This window comes from Rhizobium sp. LCM 4573 (assembly GCF_001854865.1).
Classification (GTDB): domain Bacteria; phylum Pseudomonadota; class Alphaproteobacteria; order Rhizobiales; family Rhizobiaceae; genus Neorhizobium.
Window position 1 is genome coordinate 261,770 of sequence record NZ_MDDW01000028.1, and the last position, 13,486, is coordinate 275,255.

Genomic DNA, 13,486 nt, shown 5'->3' on the forward strand with positions numbered 1-13,486 from the left:
GTCTTCAGTGCGCCTTGTTCTCGGCCAGATAATTCTCAAGCCAATGGATATCGTAATCGCCGTTGGCGATATCCTGGTTCGAAACCAGGTCCTGGAAGAGCGGCAGCGTCGTCTTGACGCCATCCACGACGAACTCGTCGAGCACGCGGCGCAGCCGCATCATGCATTCGACGCGCGTGCGGCCATGGACGATCAGCTTGCCGATCAGGCTGTCATAATAAGGCGGAATACGGTAGCCCGCATAGACTCCCGAATCGACGCGCACGCCAAGTCCGCCCGGAGCGTGGAAATGCGTGATCGTGCCGGGGGAGGGCACGAAGGTCCGCGCGTCTTCCGCGTTGATGCGGCATTCGATGGCATGGCCCTGGAAGCTTATATCTTCCTGCTTCACCGAAAGCCCGCCGCCGGAAGCGACGCGGATCTGCTCATGCACCAGGTCGATGCCGGTAATGGCTTCGGTAATCGGGTGCTCCACTTGCAGACGGGTGTTCATCTCGATGAAATAGAACTCGCCGTTTTCGTAGAGGAACTCGATGGTTCCGGCGCCACGATATTTCAGCTTCTTCATGGCATCGGCGCAGATCTGGCCGATCTTCATGCGCTGCTCGACGTTGAGGGCCGGCGAGTTGGCTTCTTCCCAGACCTTCTGGTGGCGGCGCTGCAGCGAGCAGTCGCGTTCGCCGAGATGGATGGCGTTGCCCTCACCGTCGCCGACGACCTGGATTTCGATATGCCGCGGCTTGCCGAGGTATTTTTCCATGTAGACGGCGTCATTGCCGAAAGCCGCGGCCGCCTCGGAGCGGGCGGTTGCCACAGCTTCCTCAAGATCGGCTTCGGTCTTGGCGACCTTCATGCCGCGACCGCCGCCGCCCGCCGTCGCCTTGATGAGGACCGGGAAACCGATCTTGCGGGCGACCTCAAGGGCATTCTCGGGCTTCACTTCGCCGTCGGAGCCTGGAACCACGGGAATGCCGAGTTCCTGAGCGGTCTGCTTGGCGGTGATCTTGTCTCCCATGAGACGGATATGCTCGGCCGTCGGGCCGATGAAAGTGATGCCGTGGGCATCGAGAATATCCGCGAACTTGGCGTTCTCCGAAAGGAAGCCGTAGCCCGGATGCACGGCGTCCGCGCCGGTGATCTCACAGGCAGCGACGATCTGGTGGATGTTGAGATAGCTGTCGCGCGAAGGCGGCGGGCCGATGCAGACGCTCTCATCGGCGAGGCGCACATGCATGGCATCACTGTCTGCCGTCGAATGGACGGCGACGGTCGCGATGCCGAGCTCCTTGCAGGCGCGCAGCACCCGGAGCGCGATTTCGCCGCGATTGGCTATGAGAATCTTTGAAATCATCGGCCAGGCCTTATTCGATGACGACGAGGGGCTGGCCGTATTCGACGGGCTGCGCATCGCTGACCAGGATTTCCGTGACCTTGCCGGCGCGGGGAGCGGGAATCTGGTTCATCGTCTTCATGGCCTCGATGATGAGCAGCGTCTGGCCTTCCTTGACCATCGCACCGACTTCCACGAAGGCGCGTGCGCCCGGTGCCGGGGAAAGATAGGCAGTGCCGACCATCGGTGCCGGAACGGCGTTCTTGTTGTCCTGAGCCGCGGCGGGAGCGGCGGCCGCTACCGGAGCGGCGACGGCGGCGGGAGCCGAGGCAACAGCCGGCGCGCTCGCTATCGGCGCCTGGACGTACTGTGCCGGCGCGGCGCGCGAAACGCGGATGCGGAGGTCTTCCTGCTCGACTTCGATTTCGGTGAGATCGGTGTCGTTGAGGATATTCGCGAGATCGCGGATCAGTCCCTTGTCGATACCGGTTTTCTTCTCAGACATGGCAAACCCTATTGTTCTGTTTATCTTCTTGTCAGTCGGTCATGGTTTTCAAGGCATGCAGTGCCAGGACATAGCTTGCGGGACCGAAGCCGCAGATGACGCCCTTGCATGCCGCCGCAATCTTCGAATGATGGCGGAATTCTTCCCGCGCATGAACGTTCGAGATGTGGAGCTCGATCACGGGCACCGAAATGGCGCGAATGGCATCGTGGAGTGCAACCGAGGTATGGGTATAGGCGCCTGCATTGATGGCGACACCTACGGCCTTCTCGTCCGCTTCGTGCAACCAATCCACAAGCACGCCTTCGTGATTGCTCTGGCGAAAGTCGATGGAAAACCCGTAGTCGCGCCCGGCTGCGATGCAGTCGGCCTCGATATCGTTGAGAGTCTTTCCGCCGTAGATGCCCGGCTCGCGCTTGCCCAGCATATTGAGGTTGGGCCCATTGAGGACGAAGATCGTCTTGTTCATCGGTGCCTGATGTTCCAACAAAAAATTCAGGGCCACCTATAGACCGCTAGAAGAGCAAGGGAAAGCCCCGGCTTTGCGAAAGCCGTGGTTAGTCGGGCCGTCCCACCGCTCAGGCCACAGGATTTCGCCGTTCAGGTCTTGAATGGTGGCGCGGGCGGTCAGCAGGAAGCCTTGCCGCAGGCGCGTACGTTCGCAATCTTTTCCTGGAGCGTATCGAGGCCGACGGCCCCGAAAACGGCTTCATTGCCGACCACATAGGTGGGGGTCCCGGTCACGCCGAGATTGGACGCGAGCTGATAGGTCTCGCGAACGAGATTGTCGTTCGGGTTTTCCGCGAGCGACTTGCGGATTGCCGCCTCATCGAGCCCCAGCGAAGTGGCGACCGCGATCGCCGTTTCTTCCGATGCGTGAGACTGGCTGCCGAGAAGCTGGCGATGGAATTCGGCATATTTTTCCGGCGCGAGCAGGCGGACGGCATTTGAGACCTTGTGGGCGGCCATAGAATCCGGCCCGAGTATCGGCAGTTCCTTGAGAATGAAACGGACGTTCGGATCCTTGGCGATGATCTCGTCCATATCGCCCATGGCGCGTTTGCAGTAGCCGCAATTGTAGTCGAAGAACTCGACGATGGTGACGTCGCCGTTCGGATTGCCGAGCGAGATGTCGTGCTCGGAGTTGAAGATCGCCTTCGTATTCTCTGCGACGGCCTTGCTGGCCATTTCGGTGCGTTGCGCCTGCTGCTTCGCCTCGAGTGCGTTCTGCACTTCGACCATGATTTCCGGGTTCTCGATGAGATATTCCCGGATGAACTCGCCCATTTCCTTCTTCTGCTGTTCGTCCAGCGCAAACGCCGGGGCGGTGAGAGCGGAAGCGGCCATTATGGTGCCGGCGGCCAGGGTCTTGAACAGGCGGGTCATTGATATCCTCGTCATTTCGGCCGGGGTCGGCGCAACATCGTCCTGATTTGCGCCGAAACTATGCCACTTGCGCCTTTCAAGAAACCGCAAAATCGTCGAGCGGTGCCCTTCCGGCTTTCACAACTGCGTATGAGCGATGCAAGGGATAAGAAAATCCACCGCTTTCAACAACCTGGCGGCTTTTCCGGATTCAATCTGCCAAGTCGTTGAATCAGTTTCGAAGCTCTACGGGCGGAGCCCAAACAAAAACGGCCGCGTCTGGCGCGGCCGTTTTCGAAGGAATGATTCTGCGGCTCAGAAGAAGCCGCGCCGCTGCCACCAGCCGGCCTTCTTCGGCTTGGACGGCTCGCCGCCTTCTTCACCGGCCTCGGGGGCGGAACTCTTCACCACCGGCTCGGCGGATGAGGATATATTGGAGGCGCGGTTGGCGCGGGCCGGCTTTGCGGCGTCATCCGGCTCTCCGGCTTCCTCCTTTGTGGAGGCGGGTTCGGTAGCGCTTTCCGCAGGCTTCTCGCCAAGCGCCGCAGCTGCCTGCTCGGCAATCACCTCGACTGGAGCCGGCGCTTCCGCTGCCGTTTCTTCGGCAGGGGAGGCCGCAGCTTTGGCTCGCCGCGACCGGCGCGGCTTTGCCGGCTTGCTTTCCGCGGACTCCACAGGCTCGGCCTCAGCGGTTACCTCGACGGGGGTAGTCGCCGCGGTCGGCTCTTCTGCTGCCTCGGGTGAAGCAGCTTCTGCCGTTTCCTCGCCAGTCTCTTCAGCAGCTTCTTCCGCTGCCGTCAACTCCTGCTCCTCGCCGTTGCGGTTGCGACGACCGCCACGCTTGCCGCGGCGGCGGCGCTTGCGGCGGTTTTCTTCGTCGCTCTCGGCGCCGAGAGAAACCTGCTGCTCCTCCTCCGCGCTCTCGTCTTCGTCGCCTTCATCCTCGGCTTCCTGATCGGAAACCGTATCGCGGTCGGCTTGCCCTGCCTGGACATCCGCTCCGCGTTCGCCCTTGTTGCGGCGGCGGCGGCGGCGCTTGCGTTTGCGGCCGTTCTGCTCTTCTCCGTTGCCGGAAGCGGCGGGCGCCGATTTGCTTTCGACGATTTCCTCTTCCTCTTCGTCCTCCTCGATGACGATATCGTCATCTTCCTCGACGGGAAGGGCAGCAAACTGCATCAGGCTTTCGATCTTGATCGGATTTTCCACCGCCTCGCCGCGGTCGATCGCGAAATGGCTGAAGCCTATTCCATCGTCCGATTCGATGAAGATCGAGACGCCGAAGCGCTTCTCGTAATCGACAACCGTGTTGCGCTTGTAATTGAGCAGATAGAGCGCGGTTTCGGGCGTGGTGCGCACGGTGATGTCGTGCGTCGTGTTCTTCAGCAGGTATTCCTCGATGCCGCGCAGAACGTGGAGCGCGATCGAGGACTGCGAGCGCACGTGACCGGTGCCGCCGCAATGCGAGCAGATCTGTGTCGTCGATTCGAGCACCGAAGCGCGGATGCGCTGACGCGACATTTCGAGCAGGCCGAAGTGCGAGATGCGGCCGACCTGAATGCGGGCGCGGTCGTTCTTCAGGCAGTCCTTCAGCTTCTTCTCGACGGCGCGGTTGTTGCGCTTCTCCTCCATGTCGATGAAGTCGATGACGATGAGGCCGGCAAGATCGCGCAGGCGGAGCTGGCGGGCGACTTCCTCGGCAGCCTCCAGATTGGTCTGCAGCGCCGTTTCCTCGATCGAGTGCTCGCGGGTCGAGCGGCCGGAGTTGACGTCGATCGCCACCAGCGCTTCGGTCTGGTTGATGATGAGATAGCCGCCGGATTTCAGCGTCACCTGCGGCTGAAGCATGCGGTCGAGTTGGGCCTCGATACCGGAGCGCGAGAAGATCGGATGCAGGTCGCGGTAAGGCTGGACCACCTTCGCATGGCTCGGCATCAGCATCTTCATGAAGTCCTTGGCTTCACGATAGCCGTCCTCGCCCGCAACGATGATTTCGGAGATATCCTTGTTGTAGAGGTCGCGGATCGAGCGCTTGATGAGAGAGCCTTCCTCGTAGACGAGGCAGGGCGCAGTGGAGTTCAGCGTCAGCGTGCGCACATTCTCCCAAAGGCGCATCAGGTATTCGAAGTCGCGCTTGACCTCGACGCGGGTGCGGTTCGCCCCGGCCGTGCGCAGGATCACTCCCATGCCCTGCGGCACGTCGAGTTCGCGAGCGATCTCCTTCAGGCGCTTGCGGTCCTGCGGACTGGTGATCTTGCGGGAAATGCCGCCGCCACGCGCCGTGTTCGGCATCAGGACCGAATAGCGGCCGGCGAGCGAGAGATAGGTCGTCAGTGCAGCGCCCTTGTTGCCGCGCTCTTCCTTGGCGACCTGGACCAGAAGAATCTGGCGGCGCTTGATGACTTCCTGGATGCGATACTGCTTGCGCGGCTTGCGCACCACGCGGTCCGGCACCTCTTCCATCGCGTCTTCGGCGCCGACCGATTCGATCTCTTCCTTCTCGTGATGGTCGTCATCGTCGTCGTCCGCTTCATCGTTGCGGCCGCGGCGGCTCGTGACATCCTCCGAGATGGTATCGGTTTCGACCATGGCGGCCATTTCGCCGGGCGTGGAACCGTCGTCGCTCTCCGAGGACGGGGCGAGCTCCACCGTCTCCGACGCTGCGGCGGCTTCCGTGGTCTTCTTGCGGGAACGGCTGCGCTTCGGTTTGGCCTTCGGCTTCTCGGCCTCCTCGACGGGTGCGGCTTCGGTCGTTTCGACCTCGGCGGGCTCGCCCGCGCTCGCCACGTCGATAGTCGGCTGTTCCTCGTTTGCGAGGTCGACCACCGGATCGGCTGCCTCGGCCTCGGCGATCTTGCGCTGGTCCTCGGCTTCCTGCTGCATCAGCGCCTGCCGGTCGGCGAGCGGGATCTGATAGTAATCCGGGTGGATTTCCGCAAAGGCCAGGAAGCCGTGGCGATTGCCGCCGTAATCGACGAAGGCGGCCTGCAGGGAGGGTTCTACCCGCGTAACCTTCGCCAGATAGATATTGCCGCGTATCTGTTTTTTGTGCTGTGATTCGAAGTCGAACTCTTCGATCCGGTTGCCGCGAACGACAACTACCCGCGTCTCCTCTTCATGAGACGCATCGATAAGCATTTTGTCTGCCATAGAAATTCTGCTCCTCGGCGCAGCCGCACGGATGCGGATAGGCCTGCCGCGAGGGCAGGCCTATCGTGCATTGTGGCCATTGCGCCGGATAAAGATGTTCCCGTCGGGCGCGACAATTGCGGCAACCGGAATGCCGAAGGGGCTTCAAACTCCCTCAGTCTGTCCTGGTTCTGCAAATTTTGCCGCAACATAAAAGTCCAAACGAGAACGACGAACCTTAGACCCCCGAGGGGCCCGATGAATGTGCTCCGTGTGAGCGTGGGTGGCGTGCCACCCGGTACCGTTCCGGCCACCGCCGGTTTGATCGAGTATCAGGAAAAAGTGTAGCGACGGCGGATGAATATCGGCTCACGGCGCCAGGTTCCTCGTTGGCTGGCTGCCTGCCGACAGACTATCCCGTCAACACTTTAACCCTCATGCGCGTTGTATGGTTTATCTGTCACAATAGCAAGGGAAAAGCCTGATAGGGGCGAGGCCTGCCATATTGCGGATGGAATTGCGGGCCTTATGGATGCAATTGGGGCAGGGTTCGATTCGCCGGCGCCGGGTGGAAGGCGCTTGCCAGCGGCTTTCGGCGAGGCCATGAACCGATGACTGCGAAAGATTGCTTGAGAGAAGGAGCGAAATTGAACGGACATCTGCTTGGCGAAGGCACCGTCCGGCGACTGATGCGAATCACTTGCGCGGCGCTCCTGTCCCTGGGGCTCTGCCCGGGCCTGTCCTCGGCGCTCGCCGCGGCTGTCGATTCCAAGCCGCTGCTCGCCTTCGCCGCCCGCATCGCAGGGGACAATGCGCGTACGCGGATCGTGATCGATTTCGAGGAGAGGCCGGAGTTTTCCGTTCATTATATAGGCTCGCCGGAACGGGTGATCATCGATCTTCCGGCGACCGCCTTCGCGTTTCCGGAGGCGGATCTGGCGGCGCGCGGCCTGTTCAGCGACATCCGCTACGGCACGATGGACGAATCGAGCGCGCGCATCGTGCTGACGGCCATCAGACCTGTCCGGCTCGCGCTTGCTGAAGTCCAGCCGAACGAGCAGGGCGGTTTCCGCCTCGTGCTGGACACCGAGATGGTATCGGCGGAAATCTTTGCCGACCTCGTGAAGAAGCAGACCTGGACAACCCCCGCAGCTGCCAAGCCGGAGGACATCACGACCGCCGCAAAGGATGACGTCTTCACGGTCGCGGTCGATGCCGGTCACGGAGGGATCGACGCGGGCGCGACGGGTGCCTCGTCGAAGACGCCTGAAAAGACGATCACGCTTGCCTTTGCCCGCGTTCTTGCCGCCAAGCTCAACGAGCAGCAGGGTGTCGAAGCCTTCCTCACCCGCGACAAGGATACTTTCCTGTCGCTTTCCGAGCGCGTGACGATCGCGCGGCAGCGGGGCGCCGATCTTTTCGTATCCCTACATGCCGATACGCTCGCCCAGAAGGACATTCGCGGAGCGACGGTCTATACGCTTTCCGACAGGGCCTCCGACCGGATGGCGGAAAACCTGGCCATGCGCGAGAACCTGTCCGACCAGTTGGCGGGCTTCAGCCTGCAGAGCGGGCCGCCGGAGGTCGCCGACATTCTGCTCGATCTTACGCGCCGCGAGACCCAGGCCYTTTCGATCACGCTCGCCAATACCGTCGTCAAATCCTTCGAGGGGCAGATCGGTTTGATCAACAATCCGCACCGGCATGCGGGTTTCCAGGTGCTGCGGGCGCCCGACATTCCATCCGTGCTTCTCGAACTCGGCTTTCTCTCCAATCTCGAGGACGAGAAGCTGCTCCTCGACGAAGGATGGCGCGCCAAGGTTGCGGGCCTCATATCGAATGCGGTCGTTCGTTACCGGAACCAAGCGCTTGCTGATGGCGGTTGAGGCGGCTTCCGTGGCCTTCGCGCCACATCCGCCCGGGAATATCGACCGCCTTGAGGGCAGGGAGGGGATGCGTCGGGCAGGGCCCTATTTTGCTCACATTCGAACGTTTATTCGTCCCCGACGAGACAGGCGACTCGCGGGGGCGCTCGGCGATGCGCTTGCGTGTTCCCGAAGCACCGTGCAAAACGCCTCAATCCATGGCATTGTATGTCTTTAGGTGCCGAGTAGAAGCTGAGCGGTAGCATCGATGATCAGATTAATTGGTTATTTTTTCGGATTGGGCTGCGCGCTTTTTCTCGCCGTGGCCGCGGCCGTCGCCCTCTACCTGAGCGGCGTTTCAAAGCAATTGCCGGATTATGCGGTACTGGCCGCCTATGAACCACCGGTTGCCACACGCGTCCACGCGGGCAACGGTGCCCTGATGGCCGAATATGCGCGCGAGCGCCGCCTCTTCCTGCCGATCCAGGCTATTCCCGATCGTGTGAAGGCGGCGTTTCTATCGGCCGAAGACAAGAATTTCTACCAGCACCCCGGCATCGATCCGGCGGGTCTCGCCCGCGCCATCGTCAACAATTTCCAGAATCTCGGCTCGGGGCGTCGTCCCGAGGGCGCCTCCACCATTACCCAGCAGGTCGCCAAGAACTTCCTTCTGAGCAGCGACCAGACCATCGACCGCAAGGTCAAGGAAGCGATCCTCTCCTTCCGCATCGAGCAGACCTATTCCAAGGACAAGATCCTCGAGCTTTATCTCAACGAGATCTTCTTCGGCCTGAATTCCTACGGCATCGCTGGCGCGGCGCTCACCTATTTCGACAAGTCGGTGACCGAGCTCACCACGGCCGAGGCGGCCTATCTCGCCGCTCTCCCGAAGGGGCCGAACAATTACCATCCCTTCCGCCGCGAAGCAGCCGCCGTCGAGCGCCGCAACTGGGTCATCGATCGCATGGCCGAAAACGGCTACATCACCGCGTCCGAAGCGGACGACGCCAAGAAGCAGCCGCTTGGCGTCAAGACGCGCCGCGGTGGCATCCATCTCTTCGCCTCCGACTTCTTCTCCGAGGAGGTCCGCCGGCAGATCATCGAGAAATACGGTGACAAGTCGCTCTATGAGGGCGGCCTTTCGGTCCGTACGTCGCTCGATCCCGATCTCCAGGCGCTGGCCCGCCGCATTCTCCAGAAGGGGCTGGTCGATTATGACGAGCGGCGCGGCTTCCATGGACCGCTCACGAAGGTCGATATCTCGCCGGATTGGGGCGCCGCCCTGATCAAGGCCGTTGCCGACGGCAAGGCGCTCGATCTCCGGGACGTGCCCGAATGGAGGCTTGCCGTCGTTCTCAACGTTTCGGCCAAGTCCGTCGAAATCGGTCTTCGCCCGGAGACCGACGGCGGCGGCAAGGTCGAGGATAAACGCGCCACCGGCACGATCTCGGCTGCAGACATGAAATGGGCGTTCCGCGACGCGACCGGCGAGCGCAGGACCGCGAGGTCGCCGGAAGGCGTGCTGGAGCCCGGCGACGTTGTCTATGTCGAGGCCCTCAAGGAAGGCGGAGATGCCTACCGCCTGCGTCAGCCGCCGAAGGTGCAGGGCGGCTTCGTGGCCATGGACCCGCATACGGGCCGCGTTCTGGCAATGACCGGAGGCTTTTCCTATTTCCAGTCGGAGTTCAACCGTGCGACGCAGGCCATGCGCCAGCCGGGCTCGTCCTTCAAGCCTTTCGTTTATGCGGCGGCGCTCGATAACGGATATACGCCGGCATCGGTCATTCTCGACGCGCCGATCGAACTGGTTTCGGGCGGTCAGGTCTGGAAGCCGGAGAATTACGGCGGCGGCTCTGCCGGCCCGCAGACCCTGCGGCTCGGCATCGAGAAATCGCGTAACCAGATGACCGTCCGCCTGGCTCAGGATATGGGCATGGAACTGGTCGCCGAGTATGCCGAACGCTTTGGCATCTACGACAAGATGCTGCCGGTGCTTGCCATGTCGCTCGGCTCCGGTGAAACCACGGTGATGCGGATGGTTTCCGCCTATGCGGTGATCGCCAATGGCGGCAAGCAGATCAAGCCGACCGTCATCGACCGCATCCAGGACCGCTACGGCAAGACGATCTTCCGTCATGAAGAGCGCGTCTGCGAAGGCTGCAACGTCAGCAACTGGGCGGGCCAGGAAGAGCCGATCATCGCCGACAGCCGCGAGCAGGTGCTCGACCCGATGACCGCCTACCAGATCACGTCCATGATGGAAGGCGTCGTCACGCGCGGCACGGCCGCCGGCAAGATCCACGTCACCGACCGTCCGGTCGCCGGCAAGACCGGTACGACCAACGACGAGAAGGACGCCTGGTTCGTCGGCTTCACCCCCAACCTCGTTGCAGGCCTCTATATCGGCTTCGATACGCCGGCCCCGCTCGGCCGCGGCGGCACCGGCAGCTCGCTGGCAGCCCCGATCTTCGCCGATTTCATCGAGGAGGCCGTGAAACGCTCGCCCCCGGAGAAATTCCACGTTCCGGAAGGCATGCAGTTCATTCCCGTCAATCGCAAGACCGGCATGGCTGCGGCGGAAGGCGCTGCGGATACCATCATGGAAGCCTTCAAGCCCGGCACCGGTCCGGCGGATGTGTTCGCGGTCATCGGCATGACCGACAACCTGCCGCCGGAGCAGATTCTGGAGACCTCGCCGCAGGCCCAGCAGGCGGTCACTTCCGGCATGCCGGGATTGTTCTAAGTCGCTTGTCGTGAACAGTTGCGCCGGCCGCGGGACTTTACATCGGCGGCCGGCGCAACTATGTCCACGGCACTTCGAAACACTGAAATCGAGAGTGAAGAAAAGCGCCATGCGTGCCGAAATCATCAATGTGGTCGACGAAATCAAGCAGGCCGTAAGCCTGCTGAGGAGGCATCTTTGACTGGGACCAGGCGATAAGACGACTGGACTGGTTGAACAACAAGGCAGAGGATCCGAACCTCTGGAACGACGCGGCCGAAGCGCAGAAGCTGATGCGCGAGCGCCAGCAGCTCGAGGACGGCATCGGCGGCGTCAAGGCCCTCGAGCAGCAGCTTTCCGACAATATCGAGCTGATCGAGCTCGGTGAGGAGGAAGGCGACGATTCAATCGTCAAGGAGGCCGAGGATGCCCTGAAGGCACTGAAGGCCGAATCCGACCGCCGACAGGTGGAGGCCATGCTTTCCGGCGAGGCCGACGGCAACGACACCTWTCTGGAAGTTCATTCCGGTGCGGGTGGCACCGAGAGCCAGGACTGGGCGAACATGCTGCTGCGCATGTACACCCGCTGGGCCGAGCGCCAGGGCTTCAAGGTGGAGCTCATGGAAGTGCATGACGGGGAAGAGGCCGGCATCAAGTCGGCGACGATGCTTGTCAAGGGCCATAACGCCTATGGCTGGCTGAAGACCGAATCCGGCGTCCATCGCCTGGTGCGGATCTCACCCTATGACAGCAATGCGCGCCGCCATACCTCGTTCTCGTCCATCTGGGTCTATCCGGTTGTCGACGACTCCATCAACATCGAGGTCAACGAAAGCGATTGCCGCATCGATACCTATCGCTCTTCGGGTGCGGGCGGCCAGCACGTCAACACGACCGACTCGGCCGTGCGTATCACGCATATTCCGACCGGTATCGTGGTAGCCTGCCAGCAGGAACGCTCACAGCACAAGAACCGCGCCAAGGCCTGGGACATGCTGCGGGCCAGGCTCTATGAGGCGGAGCTGAAAAAGCGCGAGGAAGCCGCTAATGCCGAGGCCGCCTCCAAGACGGATATCGGCTGGGGGCACCAGATCCGCTCCTACGTTCTGCAGCCCTATCAGTTGGTGAAGGACCTGCGTACGGGCGTGGAAAGCACCGCGCCGGGAGATGTGCTGGACGGGGAACTCAATGAATTCATGGAAGCGGCTCTCGCCCACCGCATCAGCGGCAAGCCCGATGCCGCCGTGGCGGATGTCGACTGACTTTTTTGAGCCTTGAAACGATGAAAAGGCGGCCGGATTGGAAAATCCGGCCGCCTTTTCCATTGGAGGGAACGTCTATTCGGCGGCGGAGACCACGCCGCGCTCGCTGCGCAGCACGACGAGCGCGAGCAGGGAGACGATCACCGAGCAGAGGGCTATGACGGTGACCATCGGCAGCGAGGTGCCGTCTGCGAATAGCCCGCCGATGCCCACCACGATTGCGGACGTCACGAACTGGATCGTGCCCATCATGGCCGAGGCGGTTCCGGCGATTCGGCCATGTTGTTCGAGCGCCAGGACCGCAGCTGTGGGAATTATCATGCCGAGGAAACCGTACCCGCCGAAAAGGAAGGCGGCCATGACCTCCAGTTGGTCGATGCCGAGCGAGGTGACGAAGGCCAGGGCCACCATCATGGTCGAGTAGCCCACGACCGCGCCGCGAATGACCTTCCTGAGGCCGATCTTGCGGGAGAGCCAGCCGTTCATCTGCGACATGCCGATGAATGCGACCGCGTTGACCGAGAACACGATGCTGTAGAAGGACGGCGAGAGGCCATAGTGCTCGATCAGCACGAAGGACGAGTTGGCCACATAGATCATGTAGCTGGACATGCCAAAGGAGGCGATGAAGACCAACCCGAGGTAATAGGGGTCTTTCAGGAGCGTGGCATAGGCTTGCAAGGCGCTGCCTACGCTGCTTTCCGCGCGCAGTGTCGCCGGGCGCGTTTCCTCCAGGAAGAAGAGTGCGACTGCAAGACCCACGCCGGCGGCGCCCACCATGACCCAGAAGATCAGCCGCCAATCACCGAACACCGTCACGATGCTGCCTGCGAGCGGCGCCAGGATCGGCGAAACGCTGAAGACCAGCATCAGGCGCGACATCAGTTGCGCGGCCGCCGGCCCGGTATGCAGGTCGCGAACGATAGCCCGCGAGATCACCACGCCCGCACAGGCGCCCATGCCTTGCAGGAAGCGGAAGGCGATCAGCCATTCGATCGATGGAGAAAGGGCGCAGCCGATCGCGCCTATGGCATAAAGCCCAAGACCGACATAGAGAGGTCGCTTGCGGCCGAACATGTCGGACACCGGGCCATAGACGATCTGCGAAATCGCCATTGCCGCAAAGAAGGAAATCAGGCTTGCCTGGACCGCATGACTGTCGGCATTCAGGTGTTCGCTGATAGTGGGAAGCGCTGGAAGATACATGTCGAGCGCGAAAAGCCCGACGGCCGAAAGCAGCCCGAGTGTAAGAGCATGGGGAAGAGCTCTGGTCTGCATTGGAAAAAACCTTTCCCGTCACCACATCCGCCG

General features: G+C 61.9%; 9 protein-coding genes. 3 read left to right on the forward strand and 6 right to left on the reverse strand.

The window, feature by feature from the left end; all coding sequences use genetic code 11:
* Positions 1-4: 4 nt before the first annotated feature.
* The 5 genes from accC to LCM4573_RS23220 form a co-directional block, all read right to left on the reverse strand.
* Positions 5-1,351 carry an acetyl-CoA carboxylase biotin carboxylase subunit gene (gene accC / locus LCM4573_RS23200; RefSeq protein ID WP_071008807.1) on the reverse strand — a complete coding sequence of 449 codons (1,347 nt, stop codon included), beginning with the start codon at positions 1,349-1,351 and terminating at the stop codon, positions 5-7.
* Between the two features lie 10 nt (positions 1,352-1,361).
* Entirely contained in the window at positions 1,362-1,835 is a 474-nt protein-coding gene (gene accB, locus LCM4573_RS23205; RefSeq protein WP_071008809.1) for an acetyl-CoA carboxylase biotin carboxyl carrier protein, read from the reverse strand.
* A gap of 31 nt (positions 1,836-1,866) precedes the next feature.
* Entirely contained in the window at positions 1,867-2,304 is a 438-nt protein-coding gene (gene aroQ / locus LCM4573_RS23210; protein WP_071008811.1) for a type II 3-dehydroquinate dehydratase, read from the reverse strand.
* Positions 2,305-2,462: 158 nt separating this feature from the next.
* The gene (locus tag LCM4573_RS23215) at positions 2,463-3,221 is read right to left on the reverse strand and encodes a DsbA family protein (RefSeq protein WP_071008812.1); all 759 of its coding nucleotides are present in this window, start codon (positions 3,219-3,221) and stop codon (positions 2,463-2,465) included.
* Between the two features lie 294 nt (positions 3,222-3,515).
* The gene (locus LCM4573_RS23220; RefSeq protein ID WP_071008814.1) at positions 3,516-6,347 is read right to left on the reverse strand and encodes a ribonuclease E/G; all 2,832 of its coding nucleotides are present in this window, start codon (positions 6,345-6,347) and stop codon (positions 3,516-3,518) included.
* A gap of 668 nt (positions 6,348-7,015) precedes the next feature.
* Between LCM4573_RS23220 and LCM4573_RS23225 the strand changes: the two genes are divergently transcribed.
* The 3 genes from LCM4573_RS23225 (at position 7,016) to prfB (ending at position 12,175) form a co-directional block, all read left to right on the forward strand.
* A complete protein-coding gene (locus LCM4573_RS23225; RefSeq protein WP_071009214.1) occupies positions 7,016-8,212 on the forward strand; it encodes an N-acetylmuramoyl-L-alanine amidase in 1,197 nt (398 codons plus the stop codon).
* A gap of 247 nt (positions 8,213-8,459) precedes the next feature.
* A complete protein-coding gene (locus LCM4573_RS23230) occupies positions 8,460-10,934 on the forward strand; it encodes a penicillin-binding protein 1A (RefSeq protein WP_071008815.1) in 2,475 nt (824 codons plus the stop codon).
* 109 nt (positions 10,935-11,043) lie between these two features.
* A protein-coding gene (gene prfB / locus LCM4573_RS23240) for a peptide chain release factor 2 (protein ID WP_116285687.1) occupies positions 11,044-12,175 on the forward strand; the annotation gives its coding sequence in 2 pieces (ribosomal slippage) (positions 11,044-11,112 and positions 11,114-12,175; 1,131 coding nt in all).
* A 75-nt stretch (positions 12,176-12,250) separates the two neighbouring features.
* Here the strand turns inward: prfB and LCM4573_RS23245 are convergent.
* On the reverse strand, positions 12,251-13,453 hold the full coding sequence (locus tag LCM4573_RS23245) for a multidrug effflux MFS transporter (RefSeq protein ID WP_071008821.1): 1,203 nt from the start codon (positions 13,451-13,453) through the stop codon (positions 12,251-12,253).
* Positions 13,454-13,486 lie beyond the last annotated feature (33 nt).

Coding starts and splice junctions, on each gene's coding strand:
- LCM4573_RS23220 (WP_071008814.1), bottom strand. CDS start 6,347: ATGGCAGACAAAATGCTTATCGATGCGTCTCATGAAGAGGAGACGCGG.
- LCM4573_RS23245 (WP_071008821.1), bottom strand. CDS start 13,453: ATGCAGACCAGAGCTCTTCCCCATGCTCTTACACTCGGGCTGCTTTCG.
- LCM4573_RS23215 (WP_071008812.1), bottom strand. CDS start 3,221: ATGACCCGCCTGTTCAAGACCCTGGCCGCCGGCACCATAATGGCCGCT.
- aroQ (WP_071008811.1), bottom strand. CDS start 2,304: ATGAACAAGACGATCTTCGTCCTCAATGGGCCCAACCTCAATATGCTG.
- accC (WP_071008807.1), bottom strand. CDS start 1,351: ATGATTTCAAAGATTCTCATAGCCAATCGCGGCGAAATCGCGCTCCGG.
- accB (WP_071008809.1), bottom strand. CDS start 1,835: ATGTCTGAGAAGAAAACCGGTATCGACAAGGGACTGATCCGCGATCTC.
- LCM4573_RS23230 (WP_071008815.1), top strand. CDS start 8,460: ATGATCAGATTAATTGGTTATTTTTTCGGATTGGGCTGCGCGCTTTTT.